A 26,961-nucleotide genomic window follows, 5' to 3' on the forward strand; every position below is an offset into this window, starting at 1 on the left:
ACTTCTATATATGAAAATTAGAAGTAATTCGTATGGGTGAAAGGAGGATATTTTGGATTAATTGAGTAGAACTTTTTGTTAAAACATTTTAGAAACAAGCTCATATGATCGTTTTTTCTCTTCAAATTCGAAAATATTTGTAATAATTAAGAATTCTTCTGTGTCGTATATTTTTGATAAAGCTACCAACTGTTCTTGAACTTGTTCTGGTGTTCCAATGATACAACGGCGACGGTTATGACTGATTTTTTTCACTTCTTCTTCAGTGTATGGGTAATTGACAGCTTCGTCAGTAGATGGTACACGTGTATCTAAGCCTTTTTCTACTTTTAAAAGCCATAAATCCTGACTTTTTGCCAGTTCTTCTGCTTTTTCTTCCGTTTCCGCACAGACAACAAAAACACAGACATTTACTTGTGGTTGTTTTAATCCTGCTATAGGTTTGAATCTTTCCCGGTATGTGGTTATAGCCTCTTGCCCCTGGTCAGGGTTAATAAAGTGGCCAAAAGTGAACCCAGTTCCATTGATGGCAGCATGCTTTGCGCCTCTAGCTGACAATCCGAGAATCCACATCTCTGGGTTATGAATAGTTTCGGGTCTCACGGTAACTCCGAAGTACCTGTCCCCTTTTGGTACAGAATTGTATAAGAAATGACGCAACTCCTTAACTTGTCTTGAAAAGGAACTGAGCGGCTTCTCTATTCCATCTGTGAGCGCAAGACGAGTTTTAGGTCCCCCACCAGGAGATCTTCCTAAGCCAAGGTCAATCCTCCCTGGATGGAAAGCTTCCAGCATACGGAAATTCTCGGCAACCTTGAAAGGACTGTACTGTGGTAGTAAAACTCCTCCAGAGCCTACCCGGATTCTATTCGTTTCTTGAGCGATTTGACTGATTAAAACTTCTGGTGAAGAACTTGCAAGTCCATTCGTACTATGATGTTCCGCCACCCAATACCGATGGAAATTGAGTTTTTCTGTATGTTTAGCTAACTGTATCGTTTGTCTCAAAGCTTCTTCGGCTGTTGTTCCTTTAGAAATTGGACTTTGATCCAATACACTTAACTTCAAATCCGGACTCCTCCCCTCAACGATAGACATCATTCATGATCTTTTTAAGTATGTGTATTTGTTCTTCGAATAATAATTTATATCTTTTTTTCAATACGTCGAATTCTTCTTTACCTTGATCTGTTAGCGAATACCAATAAACCTTTTGCCTTTTTTTATCATGAGATTTATAATCTTCTTTTCGATGTAGTAAACCCTCTTCCGTCATTTCGTGTAATGTATCTAATAAAGTCGACGGTGCTGGAACCCAGTTATTAGTCAATTTTTTGAATTCAGATTTAAAATGCTCACTGATCATTGGTTGATGAACTTGTAATAAGTGCATAATATAGAACTTGGTGAATTGTGCAGCACTCATATTTAATGCAAATCGTTTCGGATTGTTTTTATGAGACAAATTGATCCACCCTTTCTTATAAAATAGCTCTTTCTACTATTCTACAATAAAAGGTGGATCAATTGTCCATTCATACGAATATTCGTTCGGTTGTATAGTATGTTTTTTAATAAAAGTTCGGAGTTGCTACTAAGTTTTAAGAAAGAATGTTATGTCATTCGAAAACCAATTTTCCCGAAGTTTTGAGAATCACGGATATATTCAAACGCTTGTTTATGTTCTTCTACTGTGAAAATCTTATCCAGCTGCGGTCGGATTTCATGTTTACTAACAAATGCAAGCATATCACGCAGTTCTTCTCCACTTCCCATTGTAGATCCTAATAGATTATATTGTCCGTAGAAGAATTGGCGAATATTGAAGCTCACTTCATCTTCTGTGGTTGAACCAAAAGTCACAATGGTACCACCCTTACGAATAACGTTAAGCGATTTATTAAAGGTGGCATTTCCAATACTTTCGATCAGAAGATCAACTTTTTCTGATTTTAGAGCCTCCTGCCAATCTGCTTCTGTGGAAATAGCTATATCCGCTCCCAATTTTAATGCTTCTTCCTGCTTTTGTTCGGAACGGGAGGTAACAATGACCCTGGCACCGATTGCTTTTGCAAACTTCAAAGCAAACGTCAACACTCCGCTTCCGATCCCTGGCAACATAACTGTTTGATCCGCTTGTAATTTCCCTCTGGTGAATAAGGCACGATAAGCAGTCAAAGCAGCAAGAGGTAAGACTCCGGCTTCTTCGAAAGACAAATGCGCTGGTTTCTTTTCCACATGATCTTCTGTACATAAATAATATTCAGCAAATGTCCCGTGATCAGGAAGACCCACAATTTCAAAACCTTCCGGAGGTGCGTCACTATTCTTTTGCCAACCTAGACCCGGATTGACAACAACTTCATCTCCTTCTTTAAATCTCTTCACATTTTCACCAATGGCTTCCACTACACCGGAAGCATCTGATCCTGGTATCAAAGCAGGGTCTTCAGCGGTATGCCGCTTCGTAATCACTGCTAAATCCCTTCGATTCATTCCTGCTGTATGTATTTTAATCTTAACCTCATTTTCCGCCAAGTTCTTCTCAGCCATTTCTTTTACTTGAAGACCTTCGAGTCCATTCTTTCCTTCGTGTACGATTGCTCTCATCATAGCATCTCCTTTCAAGGATTTATTTTGACTATAGTCTACCAATAAGTCATCTGGGTTGAAAGCAATACAACTCCAAACAAAAACTCCTTTCTATTTTTATAGAAAGGAGTTATTAGCAATATAGTTCTATTAGTCCGCTAATACTTGAACTTTAACTGACTGTCTGCCAAAACTCAATGCGTCCTCACGGGATGGCATGAAGATATCAATACGGTTTCCGTTGATTGCTCCGCCTGTGTCTCCTGCGATTGCTGTACCGTAACCTTCCACATACACTTTAGAGCCAAGTGGAATCACATTCGGATCGACAGCGATGACTTTTTGGTTAGGATTTGCTTTTAAATCGATGCCTGTGGCAGTCACACCGCTGCATCCTGTGCAGTAAGCCGTATAAGCAGTAGCTTCTGCTGTGAATTCTTTGATGACGTCATTTCCAGAATCCTGACTTGTACTGGTCTGAGTAGCTGTTGATGTATTCGTACTCGTCTTAGTAGTAGTACTGGTCGAGCTTGGAGTACTTGTCTTTACTGCCTGTCCATCGACTTTGAACTGGTCACCTGGATGAATGAGGGTAGAAGTCAGATTGTTCCACGCCATTAGCTGGTCAACAGAAGTATTAAATTTTTGTGAAATGGCGTACAACGTGTCTCCGGACTTCACAGTATACGTGGATGTATTCGAAGACTTAGTAGATGAAGAATTGCTGGATTTAGCTTCGCTAGAAACTGTCAGAGTTTGATTTGGGTAAATCAAATTCGAATTTAGGTTGTTCCACGATTTCAGATCATTAACGGATACATTATATTGTTGAGAGATCCCCCAAAGTGTCTCCCCTTTATTGATAGTATGTTCATTTGCGTCTGCACTTACGGTTGTGGCGAAAACTCCAGTTAAGGCTACGGTAGCTGCAACAGAAAATACGGTTTTTTTCATGAGATTCTGCCTCCTCTTGATTGGTCGATCACTAGATTTCTTTCGGTGATCAATTCACAATTACAAGATTACCAGAATCTCGAAATATGATAAGAACAAACAAGCAACAGTTTCGTTGCAATCCTTACATGTACATTGCATCAGCATTACAAACTCGGCATTTGCACTGTATATCAGTCAAAAATACCCATAAAATGTATCTATTCGTCAAAATAATACAAACTAGGATGCTGTCAATTTATATATTTTTTTCCCTTTAAAATCAAAATAAAAACATATTTTAGCGAAAAAAAGCGTCTATCCCATAAGGGTAGACGCTTTGAATTATGCTTGTTTTGCTGCTATTTGTTTTTGAACTTCCGGGTCATTTAAGAATTCATCATAACTCATTTCCTTATCAACGATTCCGCCATTTGATGTAATTTCAATTATACGGTTAGCAATCGTTTGGATGAACTCATGGTCGTGAGATGCAAAGATAACCGATCCTTTAAAATTAATCAGCCCTTTGTTTAAGGAAGTAATGGATTCCAAGTCTAAGTGGTTGGTTGGTTCATCGAGTAGAAGAACGTTCGCACCTGAAAGCATCATCTTCGATAACATACAGCGAACCTTTTCTCCACCTGATAGGACATTCGCTTTTTTCAAGGCTTCTTCTCCGGAGAAAAGCATACGACCTAAGAAACTACGAAGGAAGGTTTCTGTTTCATCTTCTGGAGAGTATTGGCGCAACCATTCTACAAGAGATAAATTAGATCCCTCGAAGAACTTAGAGTTGTCTTTAGGGAAATAGCTTTGTGATGTCGTTACTCCCCATTTGTATGTTCCTTCATCCGGTTCCATTTCTCCCATAAGGATTTGGAACAAAGTGGTTTTAGCAGTTTCATTCGCACCGACAAGTGCAACTTTATCATCCTTATTAAGTGTGAAACTTACTTGATCCAACACTTTTACACCATCAATGGTTTTAGACAGATTTTCTACTGTCAGTAAATCATTACCGATTTCCCTATCTGCTTTAAAAGCGATATAAGGATACTTTCTAGAGGAAGGCTGTATATCATCGAGGGTGATTTTTTCAAGCAATTTTTTTCTTGAGGTTGCTTGCTTGGACTTCGATGCATTGGCACTGAACCTGGCAACAAATTCTTTCAGGTCTTTGATTTTTTCTTCTTTTTTCTTGTTTTGTTCTTCGGCCATCTTCATAGCCAACTGACTGGATTCATACCAGAAATCATAGTTACCAACATAGATTTGAATTTTCCCGAAGTCAAGATCGGCAATGTGCGTACATACATTATTTAAGAAGTGACGGTCGTGTGAAACGACAATGACCGTATTTTCAAAATCGATCAAAAAGTCTTCCAGCCATTGGATCGCTTTTATATCCAGGTGGTTGGTAGGCTCATCGAGTAATAGAACGTCTGGATTTCCAAAGAGCGCCTGTGCAAGCAATACTTTAACCTTCTCTGAACCTGCAAGCTCACTCATTTGTTTATCGTGAAGTTCTTCCCCGATACCAAGACCTTTCAATAAACGCGCAGCATCAGAATCCGCTTCCCAACCATTCATTTCAGCGAACTCTCCTTCGAGTTCAGCTGCCCGCATTCCGTCTTCTTCAGAGAAGTCTCCCTTCATATAAATAGCATCTTTCTCTTGCATCACTTCGTATAGACGTGTGTGCCCCATGATTACCGTTTCTAAAACCTTATATTCATCATATTCGAAGTGGTTCTGCTTAAGGACAGCGAGACGCTGGTCCTTTTTAAGGCTTACATCCCCTGTTTGAGGTTCGATTTCTCCACTCAAGATTTTTAAGAAGGTGGATTTACCTGCCCCGTTTGCTCCGATCAAGCCATAGCAATTGCCAGGGGTGAATTTTATATTGACGTCTTCAAATAACTTCTGATCGCCGAAGCGAAGACCGACATTATTTACTGTTAACATGAAAAATCCTCCAGTACTTACGATTGTTTAACAAACAAAATTATATCATTCTTATGGTTAGGATGACAGTTTAAAATAATCGTGCTTTGAACCAGTGTACAGTACACTAAGTCGTCCATTACGTTCTTAGACTTTCAAAGACGGAATGTTTGGCTCTGAACTTAATTTGCCGAATGTTTTTGATTGAACCAATCTCCTCTATGTAGAAGATGAAGATGATGGTCTTTGTTTTTGTGTTTGGCATCCATGCAGTTCCTCAACATCCAGGATAGAATAAGAAAAAGCGATTGCAAAGTAGCAACCGCTCAGGAGTCTTAAGAATCAGATTTATAGTACAAACTATTATTTTCTACGACTTGAAGGACCTTATTTTCTTCCTCCATTTGACTGCCGCACATAGGACATTTCTTGTCGTCATTTGTTCTAAAGTTGTCTCTCATCCAGCAGTTGCAATCCTCAGATGTGCACACCCAAATCTTTGTATCTTCTTCTTTGACCTCTGCCTGATTCTTTTTACCGAAAGCCATCGATGTAAGCCCCCTTTAGACTCTAAATGATATAAAAAAGGCTGACCACAAAAGCCAGCCTCTTTATTAGTTTTATTATAGTTTCGTGACGTTTGCAGCTTGTGGTCCGCGATTTCCTTCAGTCACTTCAAACTCTACAGCTTGCCCTTCTTCTAGAGACTTGAAGCCTTCTTCGTTGATTGCGCTGAAGTGTACGAATACATCGTCTTCTCCTTCAACCTCGATAAAACCGAAACCTTTTTCCGCGTTAAACCACTTCACTGTACCTGTTTTCATAGGAATGGATCCTCCAATATTTCTAAAATTAATATGCGTTTTGCAATAAAGAAAAAATCACATATTATAAAAAGTACCAATAAGGATTGATCACTCTTTATAATAGGTGACTAAATTTCTTAATATTGGTAAACTTTATATCTTTTTAACACTATACTATGACTCACCGGTGAAGTCAAGCAAAGCGTCTAATTGCCTACAGGAATATTATATACAAGAGGAAGGGGATTTATTCCATTAATTGATTTTTTTAATGAGGGCACACGCTATTCTTCTCCCTGAATCTCCACTTGGCTGGGACTGATAGTCATCTGGCCCCTCGTGGATGATGACTGTCTTACCAATAATATCACTCACTTGGAAACGGTCTGTAAAAAAGATCATCCTCGCCCTGCCTTGATTGGAAAAAAGTACTGGAAAATCTCCTGCGTGATTGCCGTGTGGTTGACCATCAGGATTCCAATGCCCCCCCGCAGAAGAGAAAGGTTCTTTGCCATCGCCGATTTCACAGACCCCTTTTTCATGGATATGAAAGCCGTGAGGACCGATTTGCTTTCCGTTTTTGGACTTTTTAAAGTCAGGAAGTCCTCCGACTTGAACGAACACTTCCACCCCGTATGGCATTTGGTAAAATTGAACAGTTCCTTTTAATTCAGGAGCAAGTGGGCTGCTTAAAAACTCCCCATATGCTGTTTCTGAAGCGAAAGTTTGTCTGTATGAGCCTTGATGCTGAATATACATATTAACCTTCCCCCTTTCCATGTATTTGTATGAAGGAATGGGAAGGTTTATGTCAAGGTAGGAGGATATAGAAAAATCCCCTCGTCTAAGGAGGAGGAAGAAGTCCTTAGATAAAGGGGATTCTTTAATGGTTTATTTTATGAATGGAATAACCTGTTTAGAACGTTTGAATCTTCAAAAGTATTGCTTCTAGTTCATCTGATTCAATAGGGTTCTCAAGGTGAGAAAGAAGGTGGGTGAAATGATTTAAAACATCCCGCTCCCAGTCTTCCATACGACGGTCATACGCCTGTAGCCATTGTTCCACATAGTGGTCAGTGACCTTTTGCTGCATTTGCTCCAACTCTACTTTTAGTGGAGTGGAAAGGAGGTCGGCCATTGAGGTTTTCATTTCTTCCTTTTCGTTTCTCTCGAAAAACGCTTTAGGATTTTTGAAATATTTCCTCAGCTGAGCCTTTTCTTTACTTTGAATATCTACGTTACCTTCTAAAACAGGAAGTGGCAAATCTTCCATGTCATATTTTGATAATTTTAATGTGCGATGGATCATCATTAATTCGCTTTCCATACGATCTTTCGCCTGAGCTATTAAGTCTTCTACAAAACGTTCCATCCGAATACAGACAGCTTTGGTTTCTTGAATCATTTCAAAACTTAGTTCTTTCAGTAAATTTTCCTGGGCTCTCATTAATGCTTCTTTTATGTCTCCGTCTTTCTTTATTGTGGCAGGATTGTAATGTCGTTTAAATAAGTCAGTAAAATTCAGCATCATCCGTTCGTGCACATAATGCATTTGCTTTTCCACTTTATTATGCAAAGCATCCTGTGCCCCTGTTGCAAAACTGTGTTTGAATAATTGAAGAGCAACTTCTTCATCTTCTTTTACTTTCACTATTTCCTTCCTGCGGTCTTCTTCATTCATTTGGCTTGTTTCAATGTAGCTTTCTAACACACGCATCACTTGAACCACATCTTCTTCAATAGAAGCGATCATCATTTGAGCGAGTTCTTCATCCAAAAAACTCCGGAAGTTCTGTTCAAAGTTCGTCATTCCAGAATGTTTTTTGATGTCTTTTTGTTTTTCCTGAAGGGCATGCAAACTTGAAACGGAATACATCTTAGGGTTACGAATTTGGAAGCTATTTAATTGTTCTTTGACATAATTTTCGACTTGTTCTAATTCTTCATCCGATTTCGCCAAATCAGCAGCATTAATCAGGAAGAACATTTTATCCATCGCAAAGCTGTCTTTGACCCTTCCAAGCTGAGTCAAGAACGATTGATCAGCCTGGGAAAACGGATGATTATAATAGGTTACAAATAAAACAGCATCAGCGTCCTTGATATATTCAAAACTGACATCTGTATGACGTGCGTTGACAGAGTCTGCCCCAGGAGTATCGACTAGGGTGACACCAGCTCTTGTCCAAGGGCAATCATAGTACAATTCCATGGATTCGATGAAACATGACTTTTCTTCTTTTGCAACATAGGAAGAAAAATCACTCCAATCCACGTGTATGCATTGTCCGAAATGAGTTTTCATCTCTGGGTACCCTTCAATGAACGCCCGTAGGAATGAATGATTTTTATGATCCAGAGTCGTCCAATCCGCTTCATTCATCTGCTCCACTATCGAACAAATGTCGTCTAATGAGGTCTCATTGATGCTGATTTCCTCCAAAATAGGTGTCAAGTCCTCCAGCATCTCTTCTTTACTCTTAATATGAGCTTCTATCGTGTGGTTCGGCTTATCTTCTGTTGGTGGCGATATTTTGTTTATTGTCGCTGTTGTAGGGTTCGGTGAAACGGGTAAAATTAAATCTCCTAAAAGAGCATTTGCAAAACTGGATTTACCAGCACTAAAAGCACCGAAAAGAGCGACAGTATACTGCCTGTGCGCCAATCGCTCTCGTTTATTCTCCAACTGTTGAGATAGCCTTTGGAGTCCGTCTATTCCTTTGATGTTTTTCAATGTTTCATCTGCTTTTTGAATCGCTTGATCTACAGTGGAATGTGATTGCTCCCTATCAGGAATTGGATCCTTGTTTCCAATTTCTGCTTTTTCCTCTTGATCAAACGAGAACTCGGCCATGGAACGACTCTCCATCGACTGCTGGCGCTTTTCTAAATCATTGAATATTTGATCGTTATGATCGGTTAGCGTTGATTCTTCCATTTGAGAAGTCATTTCATATCGGAAATTTTTCATTTTCTCATTTAATTCTTTCATGCGGTTTTGATAAACCTGCTTTTCTATATAAGCATCGAAAACAGATGCATACTGATTCTTTACAGAGCTTTTCTTTCGCTCTACAGCGTCATATAAAGAACCCCTCCACTGTTCGATCACCCATTCCTTTGCAAGTTTTCGAATGTTCTTTGCAACTTCATCTGTATAACGCAGGACATAGGCACCTGTAACAGATGCACCAGGTTGAACGAGTGAAGATAGTCGCTCTTCCGGATAATCAAACGTCGAATTTTGAACGTTATGTATTAATTCAGAGTCTGTAATGTTGAATTGTTCTAAGAGTTTCAACATCCGTTCCCGTACAGGCCAATGGAGATTTTGTTCAATGGACTCATTTAGTTTTTGGTGAAAAACTCTCTTTCTCTCTAGTCGCTCTTCTTCCGTCTTTTTATGAGAAAAAAAGATTCCTACTTTAAACTCTGGTTGCATTGCTTCTAAGTACAATTCAGCATATTCTCTCAAAGAACTTGGTATGAGATAGGCGTTCGTAATAAAGTGAAGCACTTTATTTTGAAAATCTTCTTCTGCTTCTTCTTTGAGGTTTATTTGTTTCTCCATCCATTCTTCTTCGAGAGGACTTTTTTGGATTGCGTCTTCCGCTTCCTCTATTTTCTCTCGCAAAGATTGTATTTCCTCTTCTTGCAAATCGGAATAATTAAAAGCAGCCTCTTCTGCAATTCCTTTTACTTGATGGAGCAACTGTTTTTGTGCCATTGTTTCCTCTTGGTTAAATAAAGAATGAAAATCTTCTTTCAACTGGATAAAATCATTGATGGTTAGAGAGAAATCCCTCATGGAAGTGAAATACAACTGATCAGGTTCAATCCCCCAACGAGAAAACGCTTCTATCACGCTTGTCCGGTAATCCTGAAAAGTGAGTTCGCTTTCTATATGCTTATCTACCTGATTGATGACAATAGAGAAAGGAGTCTTCCTTCGTTGCATTTCAAGAAGGAACATTAAATTCACTTCTGATTGGACGTGATTATAGTCCATGATGTAATACATATAATCCATAAGATGTAAGGATGACTCTGTAATCAACCTGTCAGCATCATTTGTCGAATCAACCCCTGGTGTATCGACTACAGAGATGTGGGGAGGAAGAGAACTTTGTGGCCGACTTATTTCTATACCTGTAATGGTTTCTCCATCTTTACACAAATTTTGGATCGTACGCATATCCACTTCCTCTTCATACTTTACTGAGCTGCCGTTTTGAAAATGCACAACAGTTTTTATATCCCCTGATTTTAACTTAACAATATTGGCACTTGTCGGGATTGGGCTGGAAGGTAAAAGGTCTTCGTCCAATAACGTATTGATCATCGTGGACTTCCCTGCAGAGAAGTGACCAGCGAAACCAATGACCATTTCTTTGTTCCGTTCTTTTTCATATAAATCCAATAATTTTTCTCTTTGTACTGCAAACTCCTGATCATTTAAAAAACTGTATAAATTCCGAATTTTATTAATGCTCATATCTGTCATCTGAGTCATGTGCGGTCTCCTTTAGCGTCCATTGTTAAATCTTATTCTACTCCTAATCCTAGTCTGAGCTCAAGAATGTTTTTGAAGAGACTCTGTTTCTTATGGCACAACTCAAACGATGGGAAACTCTCACCTTCTGGATCTCTGTTCATACATTCATAAATTTCTGGGGGATATCAGTCCAAGTTTTTTCCAGTTCTCCTTCGAAAATTATGTAATGAAGAATTTACAGCGATTATCCTTTGCACGAGAATAACCGCTGAAGAGTATCTGATTTTCTCTAAAAGAGAAGGTTGACAGTGGTAGGTCCATTAATGCATCAGCTTTGACTTCTTTTATTTAAATAACCTTGAAAGTCATCTACTTTCAATTCATGGAGAAAGCGATGTTCTAAAGAAGTCAGGTAAGGTTCTGACAAGTATTTAGCACCGCCCCTAAGTATTTCTTCCGCATAATGGAAAGGTGGAGCTATATTCTCTTTCTTATCGATAACAGTAAAAGTAAGACCTGTATTCTTTTTTCATTATCCACCAATACATCTACAATTGTTGGACGGTAAACCTTCGAATCCACCCCTTCACGCTGGTACAAATAACTGATAGCATCTTCCTTTATGTTTTCATAAACGACACCTTCGAGCTTACTTCCTTTCTTTTCTTTAATGTCAGCTCTCGAACCGTCATTGTAATGACACGAAAAAGCAAGTTCATAATCGTATAAGACACCACTTCCTCTTACATCTTTAAATAACGATTCAACCCCATGTGTTGTAAGTCTATAATCATCCATACAGGAGCCATAAGCAAAATATTGAATAGAACCTTGGCGAAAATATTGATGCACTTTCCAATCGTTATTAGGAACAGGGCTGCCTTCTGGAGAATGAGACCAATAAAACACTTCTGCCTGCGTTAATCCCTGTTCCGTTAAAACCGTACTACTTTCTCTCTTGAATTGTGGATTTTTTTCTGCCACGTTATGGAGATCATCCAGTTCTCCCAGTTTTTCTTCATCAACCTCGTATAATTCTCCATAGCACATGTGCAACTCATCTTTGATAAGGTGAGGATTAACATAGGAATTGCTGAAGAGTCTTCCTTTCACAGAGGCTTGTTCAGACAAGCATGTATATTTCTCTATATAGTGATGATCCTCTTGATGTTTACAAAGCGAACCATAAACAAAAACATTCATTCTTTTTCCCCTTTCTTATGTAGATCACGTGCAGCAATGAATCCAGGCGTAGACGAAGCATGCCGGACTGCATTGATAATAGCTTTTTCTACACAAATGGTAGCTAATGTTCCAAGACTATTCAAGTCACATGCCCCTCCATCTTTATGTCCCATAAAAAATAATGTATCCCCATCCACAAAAGTATGAGAGGGACGTATGGTGCGAGCGAATCCATCATGAGATAAACTAGCCAATTTGTTTGCTTGCGGTTTGTCTACTCTTGCATTTGTCACCACTACCCCAATGGTCGTGTTTTGAGAAAATCGATTCGTAGACGTTGTCTTCATCTGTTCAATTAGTTGTTGTTCACTATTTAAAAAATTACCTCCTTTATGTAAACCAGCCACTACCTTTCCACTTTTTGGATCGATAACATCTCCAAAACAATTGACTGCAATCAGAGCTCCGACCTTTATACCTCCAATTTGACATGCATAACTTCCAATACCACCTTTCATACTATGGTGGCGACCGAGCGCTTTTCCTACACTCGCCCCCGCTCCTGCTCCGAAATTTCCTTGTTCGATTGAAGTATGAAGGTACGCTCGTTCTGCAGCCTGGTAACCCATCTCGGCATCAGGGCGTCTCATTGTTGGTCGACCCACTAAATCAAACAGTATCGCACCAGGGACGATTGGTACACGGGTGATATCGACATCAAAACCAATTTCCTTTTCTTCAAGGAACCTCATCACGCCTGAACCGACATCGAGTCCGAATGCACTTCCTCCAGACAGAAAAACCCCATGGATTTGTTGAACAAGATTATCAGAATGTAAGAGGTCTGTTTCCCTCGTCCCTGGAGAACCACCTCGAACATCGACACCGGCAATCGCTCCTTGTTTACTCAACACTACGGTACATCCTGTCAAACCATCCGGGCTTTCCGCCTGGCCGAAAGAAAAACCTTCAATCTCTTCAATTTTAATTTCATTCATTTGTAAATCCTCCTTTTAAATGTTTGTAATAAAAAGGCAGCGGGGAACATGTATAGAGAAAACGTTAGGAGGTGGATGTATGGAAAACCGGCAAATCACAGTTCACGGTCGTGTCCAGGGAGTTGGATTCCGAGCTGCTACTAAACAAATAGCCGATCAAATTGGCGTTAACGGTTGGGTGAAAAACCAACCAGACGGAACTGTTTTAATAGAAGCCGAAGGGAAACATGAAAAGATGGATGAATTCATTAAACAGATAGATCATGGACCTACGCCCTTCAGCAAAGTTGAAGCCCTGGATATAGAAGATAACAGGGAAATGAATCATCATAAAAAATTCAAAGTCGTCCATTAATAAAGATGACCGCATCATTGCGGCCATCTTATTTTATTGGCAAGGGGTACTTCAATATACTTCATGTGTATATAACATGGCCAGAAACGTATGCAAAGCCAGTCCCTTTCCACTTTCACCATAGATCCTAAATATCTCGGCCTTAGGGATAGAATAGAAGGATGGTAAAAAGACCGCCTCTTTAAAAAGAGACGGTCTTGGAATATGATACTTATTGTTCTTCAAAAAACTTACGGTTCAGTTCGATGTATGGAGTTTCTTCCTCAGGTACTTCGTCCTCAATATAAATAGCTTCAACTGGACAAACAGCTTCACACGCACCACAATCTATGCAAATCGCAGGATCGATATAGAACATATCTTTCCCTTCTTCAATACAATCAACTGGGCACACATCCACACATTCACCAGCTTTTTCATCTTTACAAGGGGATGTAATTACAAATGCCATCTTGATTTCTCCTCCTTTTTGTAGAATTAAGTGTGCTTATAATATAATATTCACCTTTAATGGCTAAGATAAACACCACAATATACTATAACGATTTTAATGAAAAATCGCAATTCCTTCAGTCTTTCGACTATTTTCGCAAAAGGGTCCATAAGAAAAGGAAAGAGACGACAGTCGTCAATCTTTCCAAATTCGTTCAACCGTATATTCTCCACCCTGCTTCTGTATTAAAAATACATCTGGGCGCGATAATCGCTTCCATTCATAAAAACCGATTTCACGGTTGTATTTTTGTAATAATAAAGCAAGTAAATTGCCATGAGTTACGAGGAGGACATTGCCACAGTCATTATTTTCCAACTCTTCGATAAGGGAAATCACCCGTTTTTTTGCTTCCGCAGAAGACTCGCCACCTGTAAATTTCAACTCTGGATCTTCAAATGTATCGTGGAGAACTTCCTCCCAATCATCCAACGGTTCTCTGCTGAGCACCCTTTCTTCCAGGCGGCCATCCAATTCAATTTCCAAATCCTTGTTACGGGCAAAAGGCTTAATCGTTTCAATAGCACGTAAAAATGGACTTGATATAATTTTATCGACTTGATGACCAGAATGATCGAAAAACGCAGCAAGCATTTGAGCCTGCCTGACGCCAAGTTTCGTTAACGGGGAATCCTCATGTTGACCAACTGTTTCACTGTGACGCACTAAATATAATTTATCCATCAGTACCCATCCTCCCCTTTCCATCACCTTATCTCCATTATGGCTGATGGAACGAGTATTGACAAGGAAAGTTGTGAAAACTCTCACTTTCTATATACGCACTTTCCTCTATGCCAAGTTTCAAGCACATTAATATCAGTCAAGTCCTTTGAGTCTACTTCTTTTGGATGTTTGTCTAATATTAGGAAGTCTGCTTGATAACCAGATTCTATTATACCCTTAACTTCATTTCTATATTCCAGTTCTGCGGGAGTTTTTGTGAGACAGAAATAGGCATCATCGATCGTTAACTTTTCTTGAGTCATCCAGCCCCCATCAGGGTTACCTTCTAGGTCAGTTCTATTTACTGCTGCTGAAATGGTTTGAAACGGGTCGAGGGCTCCTATAGGTAAATCGGAGCTCAACGTAAGAGGAATATGTGCCTTCATCAAATTATTAAACGCATCACAATAAGGAAGGAGACTCTCGGGGGACCAGTTTTGTTTTTTGTCCCATTCCCCCACGAGGAAAGAAGGCTGGGTTCAATATATGGTTTTACTTCTCTAAGACGTGCTATTAAATCTGGAGCGAGTGTCTGAGCATGGATGATTCGTTGAGGCAGAGGTTTTGTTCCTTCCGCCCTGAGTTCATCAAAGGCTTGGAAAAGATCTTTTTATATTGTAGATCCAATCCATCCCCTGTGGATCAAAGTACTTGGAAGACGAAGGAGAAAGTATAAAAAACCGAGGGGATTGCCCCTCGGTTCCATTAAATCAAACTTCTTTAAAATATTCCTTGTAAAAACCACCCATACGGCCTGAATTATCAATAACAAAATAAAACTCTTCACTTTCATTTTTAACATCGTAAACTTTACCTGGTGTTAGAACATTTTCTACGACGAATTTCTTTGCATCATTATGAACACATTCAATTTGTTTGATGGTTTCATTGTTTTCCCAATTTTTATGGATCATGACTAGTCCTCCTTGTTTCCCTTTGTTTTATTATCATACAACGAAACAATACTTGGACTCAATCATTCCTACTGTTAAAGTTGTTCCTTATACCAGGTTGCTGCTGTTTTCACTTCATTTTCCGTCAACTGGTGCCCCATTCGTTCCCAGTGTACTGTTACATTTGCACCTGCATGCGTAAGGTAATCGTTTAGATCCTTTGTTTCCTGGGCAGGACAAATAGGGTCATTTTCACCAGCCCCGATGAAAACAGGGAGTCCAGTTTGATTTGCTACTTCAATCCCTCTTCGCGGAACCATCGGATGATGCAATACAGCCCCTGCAAGACTTTTCTCATAATGGAATAACAGACTTCCAGCAATATTTGCGCCATTAGAATAGCCTACTGCAACGACGTTATCGCGGTCAAATCCGTATTCCACACTTGCTTCATCAAGGAATTCGTTCAGCTCTTTGGTTCTGGCAATCAAATCCTCTTCATCAAAGACACCTTCCCGTAACCTTCTAAAGAAACGAGGCATGCCATTTTCGGAAACGTTTCCTCTAACGGATAATACAGAGGCATCAGGGTCTATCATTTTTCCTACAGGTAATAAATCCTGTTCCGTTCCACCGGTTCCGTGTAAGAGTAGTAATACCCGGTCTGTATTACCTTTTTGAAAAATATGTTTCATATTCATAGTGTAATGCCTCCTAAATAATTTGTTTACATAATAATATTCCAGTAATCATTAACATTTTCTAACCTTATTTTATCTTTAATTCGAGATAAAGTCAAAATGTATTACTTCTCTCAGTTTAATCCCGGCACTTTTCTTGTAACCTGTTAATCCTTTTCAGCCACTCTTTGTCTTACAGACTTAAATTTCTTAAATAATAACGGGAGAATCACCACGATGGTAAGTAAACGAATCGTCTGTAAGGAGCTTACGATAGCAGGATCTGCATTTGCTTGTTCTGCTGTCACAGCCATTTCGATCAATCCGCCAGGCGCCAGGGCAAGAACGGCTGTAACACGGGCCATTCCCGTCCACCATGATAAAATGTATGAAAAAAGAATGCCAAGAGTGATGACAAAGGTAGCAAGAGTTAAAAAGTAAATACACGTTTTCCCTGCTTTGATGAGATCGTTGACAGAGATTGTTTGCCCTAAATAAGAACCAATTATAAGTTGCGCTCCTAAAAATACAACCTCCGGCAAATTATACATAGATAAACCAGCAGGCTGTAACCCACCAATAATGAGCATGGGGAGGATAACAAGCGAAGCAGGCACCCTATCTCTTGTCTTCCAACCAATCAGAAAACAAATCATATAAAGAATGATTGTCCAGTATTCCCCTTCTTGGCTAATAGAAGCTATTTCTGTATTTACCGCCGTATCAGGTTGTGTAACCCCATGAACCACATAAAAAGGAATAATACATAAGACACTGATCAACCTTAGTGTATGGAAAATTGTAACTAGTGCACTATTTCCTTTTAGGGACTCGCTGACAGCAATCATGGCTGACAATCCACCAGGAGAGCTACCTACTAATGCTGTTATCTTATCGATTGATGTTATTTTTGATATGTATGAACCTATTAGAAGACTAATCCCTATCATCAGTGAGGACAATAAGGTGTATGGAAACAAATACGGAATAATGGATGAAAAGGTATTTGCCGTAAATGTCAGACCTATTTGGACACCCAGTACCGTAAATGCAATATCTCTCGCTCCTGGAAGTGTTGCGGCTCGGTAACAAGGAAGATATTTTGATAACACCACAGCTGTAATCGGTCCTAAAATCCAAGGAATCGGGATATGCAGAACTAGGAAAAGAAGTGCACCAATAAGACCTATTCCATAAGTAGCTAATATCTGGTAAATAACAATCCCCTCCTTTACCTGTATTAAAAGACAGTAAGCCGCTCTTCCCAGCGGGAAAGCGGCTTACTTTTCTTTACCTACCCCATATTCAATCATATCGAACAATTGATCGGCCATTGCTTCCACCCCGATCTTTTGACGATTCGAAAACAAAATCGAATGGAAAATCATATCACCGATAAGTTCTGAGTTGCTGCTTTCTTTCCAGATTCCTTTATTCTTTGCTTCTTCAATCCATAGGATCATCTTTTCATACGTTTTCATAAGATCTTCATGCATTTTCGTGCGATAAAACATAGCAAGATTTTTATTGCTGCTTTGCAGTTCGCGTATCATCTGATCTATATTGTTTGTTTCTGCATGTTCTAGGAAGATGTAGAGTAAGCGATGCAGCTTATCATTTGGTTCCATTTCCGAAGGAAGGTCTTCGATTTTCTGATTCATATCATCCATCATATTTTTTAGATAGGAAAGGATGAGATCCTCTTTGTTTTTGAAATATTCATACAGGGTACTTCTGCTTACTTGGAGTTCATCGGAAAGCTTCTTAAAGTGCACACCATGGATGCCTTCCTCCTTGATGAGTTCCCCAGTAGCAATCAAGATTTCTTCTTTCGTTAAAATACGTTTTCTACCCAAACTCGTTCCTCCTCATTCAACTTCCATTATAACACTGTGTAACGAGGAACGAGATAAACTCAGGCATTAAATTCATTGGAAAAGATAGCTTAAATATCCGTATCCTTGTTCTTTCATATCGTCTTTTGGAATGAACCTCAATGCCGCCGAATTAATACAATACCGCAAGCCACCTTTATCGGTAGGTCCATCATCAAAGACATGTCCGAGATGGGAATCCGCTTTATCGCTTCGGACCTCTGTCCGGAACATTCCATGCGACGTATCGACTTCCTCATTGATCTGTTGTTTTTCGATAGGTTTTGTAAAACTCGGCCAGCCACAACCAGCGTCATACTTGTCTGTCGAACTGAATAAAGGTTCGCCAGAGACGATATCTACATAAATACCTTCTTCTTCGTGATCATGAAATTCGTTTTGGAACGGGCGTTCTGTGCCATTCTCCTGAGTCACTTTATATTGAATATCCGATAACCTTTGTTTTAGCTCCTCTTTGTCCTTCGGGTAGCTCCAACGCGCTTGGATAAAATCCGCTCGCCCAGAGCCTTTCTTATACCTTTTGTAGTGGTAACTATTCTTTTTGTAATAGTCCTGATGCTTATCTTCAGCCGGATAAAAATGCTCGGCTGGAAGAATTTCAGTGACGATTGGTTTTTTGAAAATACCTGTCCGGGCAATTTCCTGCTTGCTTTCTTCGGCAATCTTCTTTTGTTCTTCATTATGGTAATAAATGGCGGTTGTATAGGAGTGACCACGATCTGCAAACTGTCCTTGACCATCAGTAGGATCGATTTGTTGCCAGAATAGTTCTATAAGGCGTTCATATGGGAAAATTTCGGGATTATACGTAATTTGTACAGCTTCACGATGCCCGGTCGCCTCTGAAACGACCTCCATATAGGTCGGATTTTCTGTGTGTCCACCTGTATAGCCGGAAACGATGGATTCGATCCCAGGTCGTTCATCAAAGGGTTCAACCATGCACCAAAAACATCCTCCAGCGAATGTCGCTTTTTCCAATTTATTATTCAAAAATAAAACCTCCTGTAAAACGTAGGTAATGTTTCCATTTGTTTATTATGTCTTTATTCTTGCTAATTCAATAAAAAAAATCAAGCCACACGCACAGCCTAAAAAAATAATTTAGGCTGTGATGCACCTTGACCTCTCTTTTTATCTTTCTTGATGCTCTCCATCCTACTGCTCGATTCCCAATCCAAGGAGACAGATTCTCTGCTGCCACTTTCGGTGTCTACGTCATCACCTTCGTCATCATCCGGTTCATTCATGATTTTCATCATGTTGATCATGGCAGGGAGATTTTTCAACATCGGACCATATTGTTGCATCATCGGAGCTGCAGACTGCATCGCCTTTAATGCTGTTTGCATATGACCGAGCCATCCTGCGCCACCGGACTTAGCCGCTGCTCCTGCGGCCCCAAGGGCTTGCGATCCGAATCCGGGCCCAGAGGCCCCAAAGAAACCGGGAGCTCCTCCTCCAAAACCTGAATTACTAAGAAACCCCGGGATGCCACCGAAGCCTCCAAAGCCTCGACTTGCTCCATTAACCATTGGTGGAATGGAACGCATCATTTGTGGAGCAGCTGTTTGTTGAAAACCAGGGAATTGACCCATGGGAGGGAATGGTGGTTGACCTGTCGGAAACATGATAACCCCTCCGAAACTTTAGAATACTGTAGCATATGCCCTGGTATTGATTCTGGTATGGGCTCATCGTTCTGGTAAATTATCACTTAACCTCCAATCAATCGGTTCTTCTCCATTATCTTTAAGAAAACGATTGGTTTTTGAGAAAGGACGACTTCCAAAAAAACCTCGATGTGCAGCAAATGGGCTCGGGTGTGAAGAGGTAAGTACAAGGTGTTTCTCTGTATCAATCCCTGCCCCCTTCTTTTGGGCGTGCTTCCCCCAAAGTATGAAAACTACTGGTCTTTCGCGCTGGTTCAAAGCATGAATAATAGCATCTGTAAACACTTCCCACCCCAAGCCTCGATGAGAATTGGCATTGTTCGCCCGTACTGTTAATACATCATTAAGGAGTAAGACCCCTTGCCTCGCCCATTGTAATAGACTACCATGGTTCGGCGGATCAATGCCGAGGTCCATCTGCAATTCTTTATATATATTACGAAGGGAGGGAGGGATCCGATTGCCAGGAAGCACAGAGAAACTGAACCCATGTGCCTGGCCCTTCCCATGGTAAGGATCTTGTCCGATGATGACTACTTTCGTTTCTTCAAACGAGGTATAGTCCAAGGCTGCGAAAATATCCTCTTTTGGAGGATAGACAGTTCCGTTTTTATATTCTTCTTTTATCTTTTTTTGCAAATTTAAATAATAGTCTTTATGAAATTCCGCTTCCAATTGCGTCTGCCAATCATTTTGCATTACTGTCCTATCCTTTCATTTCCTATAATAATCTTTTATATTTCCCGGGCAAGCGCAAGAAATGACAATTGTCCTATACACAAAAGACTAATCTGGTACGAAAATTGACGAAGAACCAAAATTCGTGAAAAATAATCTCGGTTCTTCTTTGGCAATATTTCTATTATTCTTCTAAGAAGCTAATATTTCCTCTTTATTTCTCATTGAAATACAAATTCCACCGTAGAGCCTTTAGGCCCCGATTGAATTTGCAGTTTAGCCGGTATTTCTTCTTTTAACTGCGGCACATGGGATATGATCCCCAACATTCGATTTCCATCCTGTAAACTTCTTAAACATGCGATCGCTTGTTCCAGTGATATTTCATCCAATGTACCGAACCCTTCATCTATGAACAAAGTGTCAAGCTGGACACCCCCCGCGTGGGCTTGTACAACATCAGCCATACCAAGTGCAAGGCTTAGAGAGGTTTTAAACCCTTCCCCACCTGATAAGGTTTTGACTGACCGTTGTTGGCCAGTATGGTGATCAATCACTTCAAGATCAAGACCGCTTTGGGCTCCACGTTTAGCTATTGAATCACTGCGAATCAATTGATACCTGTGATCGGTCATCTGGTCTAAACGTAAGTTCGCTTGAATAAGAATTTCGTCAAGGAAAGATGCTAACACATAACGTTCAAGAGAAAGTCGCAAGTGATTATCGCCCCTGGCTAACTGGGCCAATTCTGCAATATCGTAGTACCGATCAGCAAGCTCTCCTTGCTCTTCAACGAACTTCTGTATATTTTCTTTAATGGTTTTATTTTGTTCCAGAGTAATTTTCAAGTTATTCACCATATCCTGTTGGACGTTCAAGTTTTCTTTTTTCTCGTTTACTTGTTCTTCTAATAATTGCAAATCAGGTTTTTCTTCATCGTTCAATTTCTCCATTAATTCATTCAGTCGTTCATTCACAATATTAACGCGTTGATGGAAATGCTGAATGGTATCATCCAATTGACTCAGCTCTTGATTTGTCCGGAGTGCTTCCCTGTATTCCTCATAGGAGTCAAAAGAATATTGAACAAGCGTTTGATCAAATTGTTCCTTTCGTTCCATTAATGCTTTTTCTACTTGCTCGATGTAAGCACGACCTTCTTCAACAGCTGTTTGAATTTGTTGCCATTGATCACGCTTCTTTTGATAGTTTGCTTGGGTATTTTTCCAATGGTCTTGTGCTTGTTTATATTGCTTCTCTAATCTAGCTGTTTCTTTATTCAAATAATCAGGGTCTGTAGAATTGAAGTCTAATGATGATTTTAATGTATCTAATTGAGTCTTAAGCTCTCCGTTTATTTGTTGTTGTTGGTAATACTTACTTTGATAAATCTCAATTTGCTCTCTAAGACTTTCCCACTTTTTTTCTGACTGATTCCATTTTTCCTGAGCTGTTTCTGCATTATTTTTCTTTTGTTCTAATTGAGACCATTCTTGTTTAACCTCATGTATACTATTCAGGCATAGTGTTAAAGCTTTTTGAATTGATTCATCAGAAAGCTCCTCTACAAAACCTTCTAAATCCTTAAAGATCCTTTCGGTAAGCTGTCGCTGCGCTTCTCCATTAGATTTCACTTGTACCATTTCCTGTTGAGCTTTTTGGAAATCTTCTTCTGCGCGTTTAGCATTATCCTTTAATTGTTCCAATTCATAACCTTCCAGGACATCTCCTGGTCGTTGGGCATGATGCGGATGTTCATGGGATCCACAAACCGGACAGGCAGAACCAGCTTCTAAGTCTAAAGACAATGTATAAGCATAATGTTTTCTAATTTCATCGATCGCTAATTCATACTTAGCCTTCATTTCTTTGTATTCTTTTTCGAAACCGATATATTTTTTTTTGAAGGCCTGGTAATCCGATCGCATTTGCTTTAAATTACTCCATTCTGTTTGGAGACGTGCTAGAAGTTCCTGTCTGTTTATTAGCGTTTGATAAGCAGTTTTTTTATCAAAGATGGTCTCAGCAAGTGATGACTGATGCTTAGACTGTTCTTTAAATTCTTTCATGTTTTCCGACACTTCTGCTTGTTCTTTTTTTGTGTCCAGGAGTACTCTTTCTTGAGACTCCATATCTTTTTTTGCCCTCTCTAGTTCTTTGGTTAATTTCAAGTACTTTTCAAGTAACTCTTTTTCTTCAAGCTTCTTTTGCCACTCTTGCTTCAGTTTTTCTCGGTGATCTTCTTTCTTAACTTCTTTATTGTATTCTTCTTCCATCTGCTGATATTGGGCAAGTACTTTCTGTTGTGTCTGTTCTTTTTCTTTTTGTGTTGTTTGAAGACGGGACAGTTCACTCTTCCGTTCGTCGTATTGCTTCTCGAACGGCAGAACTTCTGCTGCATTCTTTGCCAGGTTGCGTTCTTTTTCAACTTGACTGATGGCTTCTTTTTGGTCATTCAATTGATTTTTTTCATTTTGTAACTTTTCTTTTTCTATAAACATTTCCCGTATTTGTTTCGCTTTGTAAAAGGCATTTTGTAGTTGGTCTACTTCTTTTTGCAACTCTTTTAAATAATCTCTTTCGTTTGTGTACATTTCTTCTTGAGAAATGATCCGTTTATTTAAACGTTCCGTCAGTTTAGATAGTTCCTCATCCTCAAGCGTCTCATCATAAGCTTCTCCCCATTGAATCTTCTGCTTTTCTTGTGTGATTTTCCACTCAAATTGCTTGATTTCTGCTTCTAGATCCTTTGCTTGCTTCTTAAAGTGATCCGTCATAAGAGCGAAAAATTCTGTTTTAAAAATCCGTTGCAAAATCTCTTCCCGTTCTTTACTATTCTCTGAAATTAATTTTCGAAACTCTCCTTGGGGAATCATAATCATCTTTCTGAACTGTTCATAATCCAGCCCCATAACCTCTTCGATATGTTCATTCACTTCTTTAATTTTGGAAGCTACCAGTTTTTCTGAACCATCATGAATCATGAATACTTCAGCGCGGGCTGGTTCTTCCTTATACCCTTCGCCTCTTTCTTTCTTCTTCATTTGTTTTGGCATCCGCATGATGCGGTATGTTTTTCCGCGCAATTCAAATTGGAAGTCGACATAAGTAGGTTCAGATGTTTGAGCAAAATGACTGCGCATCGAGTCTTGATCACGATCACTTCCACTTGCACGGCCGTAAAGAGCAAAACACATAGCATCAAAGATGGTTGTTTTACCTGCTCCCGTAGGGCCTGTAATTAGAAAAATGGATTCTTCACCTAGTGCAGTGAAATCAACCGTTTGAGTATCGCGATAAGGTCCAAAAGCAGACATAGTCAAGGCTAATGCCTTCATAATTATTGCCCCCTTTCTTCTTCTTTCAAAATATCAATTGCATCATCGATCATCTTTTTCCGGTTTTCCGATATAGCTTCCCCTTTAATGTCTTCATAAAAAGATGCAAACAGTTCACCATGGGAAAGTTTTTGTCGCTCCCTTACTTCATTAAGTTCTTCCAGCTGTGGGTTCGTCTTAGAGCGTCTTCTTTCTAAATGGAGGATATTTGGATATACTTGTCGTAATTTCCCCATCGGATCTACAAGTTGTCCATCATCCAATAACCGGATATGCAAATAGTTCTCAACTTGCTCTGTCGCATTCCCTGCGAGCAATTCTTCAAAATACCCTTCAATGACTTGAAAATCCCGTTTAGGAATAAGGGGGATTTTTTCAATATTACACGAACCGCTTGTGTCCATATCAATGACGGTTACTGATTTCTCATGATTGACCTCTGAGAATGAATATTTCAAAATCGAGCCGCTATAGCGGATATAGTCCTGCGTGACACGCTGTGATTGGTGAAGGTGTCCAAGTGCCACATAGGAAAAATCTTTAAAGAGATGAGCATCTACATAAGGGCTTCCGCCAATCATAGATAGACGTTCCTCTGATTCTGATTCCATTCCTCCAGCTAAAAAAGCATGACCAACCCAGACATGTCTTTCAGAAAAGTCGAAACGCTCCTCAATATCCTCGATTAGTCTCTCGGCTGCCTGTTGGTGTGATTTGATTTCCTCATTTTCAAAAACATGCGCAACTTCTGCTGGTTCCACATAGGGAATTAAATGAAAGTAAACGGGACCATTGTCATCATGTAATATGACCGGCTGCCTGTCTTGTTGCAATTTTGTATCCAGGAATAGTCCTCTGCTGCGGAACAACTGGTTTCCGAATTCCAGCCGATCCGGACTGTCATGATTCCCTGATATGGCGAGGACAGGAATTTGGAAATCATTAATCAAAGTTGTTAATGTATCGTTTAATAGTTCGACTGCCTGCTTCGGTGGAATCGACCTGTCATAGAGATCACCTGCGATAATGATTACATCTGGTTCTACATTTTTTACTACCTCTATGAATTGATGAAGAATATGACGTTGGTCCTCTGTCATATGTACATAATTAACAATTTTCCCCAAGTGCCAGTCTGCCGTATGCACTATTTTCATTATTTCACCTCTTCCAAATCTATTGCTCTTCTACTTGATACTGTTCATAAAGCCTATCGAAAACAGCTAGAGCGTTTGGAAACGGAGCATTCCACTCTAGATAACGACTTATTTCATCGTAAGATTTTGCTTGTTTAGGGAAGCTATGATCCCTGAACATCCATTCCGCTAGTTGTTTTTCTTCATTATTTGTCTTGTTCCCTCTATATCTCATCATGTAGTGGTAAAACGATCTCATTCGTGTTTCCTCCTTACACTTTCTATCTTTAGTTTTATCATGAACTTCTTCATTCGGCAAAGCATTAACAACAGCCCCACTCCCGTCAAGCTTAAGCTCCCTAATATTGAAGACTCAGTTTCGAGACGTTTGGTTGTGAATATGGTAGGTGGGAAACCGAGTCGCTTTCCGTGGGGTTAGCGGCAAGCCTCCTCGATCTAAAGCACTTCGGGGTCCCGCCTGCTCATCCATCCCCACAGGAGTCTCCCCGTTTACCCACCCACCATGCGATAGAGAGATCTCGAAACTACCTTCACAGGAGAGGAGCTTTGGGTACAGTTATAGCATAATCCTTCCATCCACATAGGACAGGTTTACGCCAATGATTTTGATAAACACCTATGGGCAAGGGGCGAACCGTTTCCCGGAGCCCCTTAAGCACTCACAATATCTCCGAATCGAGTCTTACACTATAATGCCATATTGTTGAAAAGCAGTTTTATGAAATGCTGCAAGTAGTGATACTGACTTAAAAAAAAGAATCCTCAAGCGAGGATTCTTTCCATTAATCTTCAGATTCCATGAATTCACGATGATTCTGCAATTTTTTCCTGTATACAATTCTGGATAGGATAATACTCACTTCATAAAGAATAATCAGCGGGACTGCAACAACCAATTGTAAAATGAAATCTGGTGGGGAAATAATCGTACCGATGATTATTAAAATGAAGTAAGCATACTTTCTTACTTTAACAAGGAATACAGGATTAACGATTCCTAGACTAGTCAAGAACATAATTATTATCGGAATTTCAAATAATACAGCGAATGGAACCGTAACCCTGAATAAGAAACGGAAATATCGTTCTACTGTATATATTTCATTAAACATGCCATCGTTCAAGGATAATAAAAAAGGCAAAATGAATTCGACGAATATGAAATACCCGAATGTCAATCCGCCAAGGAACAATAAAAATATGGCGGGAATATAGGCTAAGGACACCCGTCTCTCTTTTGGTGTCAAAGCCGGTTTGACGAACAGCCATAATTGCAATGATAGAATTGGTAAGGTACCAACAATTGCGACTAAACTAGCAATTGTAAAGATGATCCAAATAATTTCACCAGGACTAGTCATATTCAATTCAAATGGCAAATCCTTAATGAAAAATGCCTGGATCTCTTCCACGTAAAGAAACCCCGCAATAAAAAAAGCGATAAAAAAGACTAATGTCCATATAATCCGTTTCCGTAATTCACTCAAGTGTTCCGTTACATTCATTTCAATATCTTGTGTCCTATTTTTTTCTGACAATAGCTTCACCTCCAGGCCTTTATGAGCCTGACAAAAAGAAGATGTAAGGGCTTCCCCTTACACCTTCTTTATTCATTTTATTCTTTGTTTTTCTTTTCAGCCTTACTGCTTTCATCATCGGACATAATATCTCCAGTGGCTTTCTTGAACTCCTTCAAAGAGCTTCCAAATGCTTTCCCGATTTCAGGAAGCTTTGAAGGTCCGAATACGACAAGCGCGATGATTAAAATCAGAATCAGACCTGGGACACCAATGCTGGATAACATTGTTGATCACTCCATCTGTTATGTCTTTGGATACGATTTTACTTATGTTATTTTTCTACTTTATCTTCTTTTGTATCACTCGTGAGATCACGTGCTGAATTCTTGAATTCCTTCAGTGTCTCACCAGCCGCTTTTCCGATTTCAGGAAGCTTTTTAGGACCAAAAATGACTAATGCGATGGTTAAAATCAAAATCAATCCTGGTATGCCGATACTCGACAGCATGTACATTCACCGCCTTCAATAGGTTCTATATGTCTATTTTACAGGAATAGACAAAGAAATGAAATAGGATCATCCGTCTATTAACACCC

At 39.6% G+C, this 26,961-nt stretch carries 28 protein-coding genes; 1 reads left to right on the plus strand and 27 read right to left on the minus strand.

Annotated elements, in window-relative coordinates:
• Positions 1–78 precede the first annotated feature (78 nt).
• The 11 genes from BMZ58_RS11165 to BMZ58_RS11215 form a co-directional block, all read right to left on the minus strand.
• Positions 79–1,068: an LLM class flavin-dependent oxidoreductase gene (locus BMZ58_RS11165; RefSeq protein WP_244151538.1), complete on the minus strand. Its 990-nt coding sequence runs from the start codon at positions 1,066–1,068 to the stop codon at positions 79–81.
• A 16-nt stretch (positions 1,069–1,084) separates the two neighbouring features.
• Positions 1,085–1,426 (minus strand): PadR family transcriptional regulator, encoded by a 342-nt coding sequence (locus BMZ58_RS11170; protein ID WP_244151539.1) that lies wholly within the window; start codon positions 1,424–1,426, stop codon positions 1,085–1,087.
• Between the two features lie 188 nt (positions 1,427–1,614).
• A complete protein-coding gene (locus BMZ58_RS11175) occupies positions 1,615–2,610 on the minus strand; it encodes a zinc-binding dehydrogenase (protein WP_075036648.1) in 996 nt (331 codons plus the stop codon).
• Positions 2,611–2,742: 132 nt separating this feature from the next.
• Positions 2,743–3,546, minus strand: coding sequence for a 3D domain-containing protein (locus BMZ58_RS11180; protein ID WP_075036649.1), 804 nt, complete (start codon positions 3,544–3,546; stop codon positions 2,743–2,745).
• A 324-nt stretch (positions 3,547–3,870) separates the two neighbouring features.
• On the minus strand, positions 3,871–5,493 hold the full coding sequence (locus tag BMZ58_RS11185; RefSeq protein ID WP_075036650.1) for an ABC-F family ATP-binding cassette domain-containing protein: 1,623 nt from the start codon (positions 5,491–5,493) through the stop codon (positions 3,871–3,873).
• Positions 5,494–5,807: 314 nt separating this feature from the next.
• Entirely contained in the window at positions 5,808–6,020 is a 213-nt protein-coding gene (locus BMZ58_RS11190) for a cold-shock protein (RefSeq protein ID WP_075036651.1), read from the minus strand.
• Positions 6,021–6,095: 75 nt separating this feature from the next.
• The gene (locus BMZ58_RS11195) at positions 6,096–6,296 is read right to left on the minus strand and encodes a cold-shock protein (protein WP_027954344.1); all 201 of its coding nucleotides are present in this window, start codon (positions 6,294–6,296) and stop codon (positions 6,096–6,098) included.
• A 237-nt stretch (positions 6,297–6,533) separates the two neighbouring features.
• Entirely contained in the window at positions 6,534–7,037 is a 504-nt protein-coding gene (locus tag BMZ58_RS11200) for a superoxide dismutase family protein (RefSeq protein ID WP_075036652.1), read from the minus strand.
• Positions 7,038–7,194: 157 nt separating this feature from the next.
• Complete coding sequence (locus tag BMZ58_RS11205) at positions 7,195–10,791, minus strand: dynamin family protein (RefSeq protein ID WP_075036653.1); 3,597 nt, start codon at positions 10,789–10,791, stop codon at positions 7,195–7,197.
• Positions 10,792–11,250: 459 nt separating this feature from the next.
• Entirely contained in the window at positions 11,251–11,976 is a 726-nt protein-coding gene (locus BMZ58_RS11210; RefSeq protein WP_083412702.1) for a gamma-glutamylcyclotransferase family protein, read from the minus strand.
• On the minus strand, positions 11,973–12,956 hold the full coding sequence (locus BMZ58_RS11215) for a P1 family peptidase (RefSeq protein WP_075036654.1): 984 nt from the start codon (positions 12,954–12,956) through the stop codon (positions 11,973–11,975). The genes BMZ58_RS11210 and BMZ58_RS11215 overlap by 4 nt, the downstream gene beginning before the upstream one ends.
• Positions 12,957–13,035: 79 nt before the next feature.
• Here BMZ58_RS11215 and BMZ58_RS11220 point away from each other — a divergent pair, with 79 nt between their 5' ends.
• Positions 13,036–13,311 (plus strand): acylphosphatase, encoded by a 276-nt coding sequence (locus BMZ58_RS11220; protein ID WP_075036655.1) that lies wholly within the window; start codon positions 13,036–13,038, stop codon positions 13,309–13,311.
• Positions 13,312–13,522: 211 nt separating this feature from the next.
• On the opposite strand, the gene BMZ58_RS11225 is transcribed toward BMZ58_RS11220, so the two are convergent.
• From BMZ58_RS11225 to BMZ58_RS11300, 16 genes are all read right to left on the minus strand, one after another.
• The gene (locus BMZ58_RS11225; RefSeq protein ID WP_035505032.1) at positions 13,523–13,762 is read right to left on the minus strand and encodes an indolepyruvate ferredoxin oxidoreductase subunit alpha; all 240 of its coding nucleotides are present in this window, start codon (positions 13,760–13,762) and stop codon (positions 13,523–13,525) included.
• A gap of 177 nt (positions 13,763–13,939) precedes the next feature.
• Positions 13,940–14,488, minus strand: coding sequence for a histidine phosphatase family protein (locus BMZ58_RS11230; RefSeq protein ID WP_075036922.1), 549 nt, complete (start codon positions 14,486–14,488; stop codon positions 13,940–13,942).
• A gap of 83 nt (positions 14,489–14,571) precedes the next feature.
• Complete coding sequence (locus tag BMZ58_RS11235; protein WP_139207333.1) at positions 14,572–14,916, minus strand: amidohydrolase family protein; 345 nt, start codon at positions 14,914–14,916, stop codon at positions 14,572–14,574.
• Between the two features lie 324 nt (positions 14,917–15,240).
• Complete coding sequence (locus BMZ58_RS11240) at positions 15,241–15,444, minus strand: DUF6501 family protein (RefSeq protein WP_075036657.1); 204 nt, start codon at positions 15,442–15,444, stop codon at positions 15,241–15,243.
• 74 nt (positions 15,445–15,518) lie between these two features.
• Complete coding sequence (locus BMZ58_RS11245) at positions 15,519–16,118, minus strand: alpha/beta hydrolase (protein ID WP_075036923.1); 600 nt, start codon at positions 16,116–16,118, stop codon at positions 15,519–15,521.
• A gap of 152 nt (positions 16,119–16,270) precedes the next feature.
• On the minus strand, positions 16,271–17,371 hold the full coding sequence (locus BMZ58_RS11250) for an AbrB family transcriptional regulator (protein ID WP_341864788.1): 1,101 nt from the start codon (positions 17,369–17,371) through the stop codon (positions 16,271–16,273).
• A gap of 12 nt (positions 17,372–17,383) precedes the next feature.
• Positions 17,384–17,959: a TetR/AcrR family transcriptional regulator gene (locus BMZ58_RS11255; RefSeq protein WP_075036659.1), complete on the minus strand. Its 576-nt coding sequence runs from the start codon at positions 17,957–17,959 to the stop codon at positions 17,384–17,386.
• Between the two features lie 72 nt (positions 17,960–18,031).
• Complete coding sequence (gene msrB, locus BMZ58_RS11260; protein ID WP_075036660.1) at positions 18,032–18,991, minus strand: peptide-methionine (R)-S-oxide reductase MsrB; 960 nt, start codon at positions 18,989–18,991, stop codon at positions 18,032–18,034.
• A 98-nt stretch (positions 18,992–19,089) separates the two neighbouring features.
• Positions 19,090–19,629 carry a VrrA/YqfQ family protein gene (gene vrrA / locus BMZ58_RS11265; protein ID WP_075036661.1) on the minus strand — a complete coding sequence of 180 codons (540 nt, stop codon included), beginning with the start codon at positions 19,627–19,629 and terminating at the stop codon, positions 19,090–19,092.
• Positions 19,630–19,692: 63 nt separating this feature from the next.
• Positions 19,693–20,370, minus strand: a complete 678-nt coding sequence (locus BMZ58_RS11270) for a uracil-DNA glycosylase (RefSeq protein ID WP_075036662.1) — start codon at positions 20,368–20,370, stop codon at positions 19,693–19,695.
• 200 nt (positions 20,371–20,570) lie between these two features.
• Complete coding sequence (locus tag BMZ58_RS11275; protein ID WP_075036663.1) at positions 20,571–23,687, minus strand: AAA family ATPase; 3,117 nt, start codon at positions 23,685–23,687, stop codon at positions 20,571–20,573.
• A 2-nt stretch (positions 23,688–23,689) separates the two neighbouring features.
• The gene (locus tag BMZ58_RS11280) at positions 23,690–24,844 is read right to left on the minus strand and encodes an exonuclease SbcCD subunit D (RefSeq protein WP_075036664.1); all 1,155 of its coding nucleotides are present in this window, start codon (positions 24,842–24,844) and stop codon (positions 23,690–23,692) included.
• A 19-nt stretch (positions 24,845–24,863) separates the two neighbouring features.
• A complete protein-coding gene (locus tag BMZ58_RS11285; RefSeq protein WP_075036665.1) occupies positions 24,864–25,082 on the minus strand; it encodes a YozE family protein in 219 nt (72 codons plus the stop codon).
• A 544-nt stretch (positions 25,083–25,626) separates the two neighbouring features.
• A complete protein-coding gene (tatC, locus tag BMZ58_RS11290; protein WP_075036924.1) occupies positions 25,627–26,349 on the minus strand; it encodes a twin-arginine translocase subunit TatC in 723 nt (240 codons plus the stop codon).
• Between the two features lie 110 nt (positions 26,350–26,459).
• Positions 26,460–26,648, minus strand: coding sequence for a twin-arginine translocase TatA/TatE family subunit (locus tag BMZ58_RS11295; RefSeq protein WP_075036666.1), 189 nt, complete (start codon positions 26,646–26,648; stop codon positions 26,460–26,462).
• Between the two features lie 47 nt (positions 26,649–26,695).
• On the minus strand, positions 26,696–26,872 hold the full coding sequence (locus BMZ58_RS11300) for a twin-arginine translocase TatA/TatE family subunit (protein ID WP_075036667.1): 177 nt from the start codon (positions 26,870–26,872) through the stop codon (positions 26,696–26,698).
• Positions 26,873–26,961: the final 89 nt, after the last annotated feature.

It is taken from the genome of Halobacillus dabanensis, assembly GCF_900114165.1.
Taxonomy (GTDB): Bacteria; Bacillota; Bacilli; order Bacillales; family Halobacillaceae; genus Halobacillus; species Halobacillus dabanensis.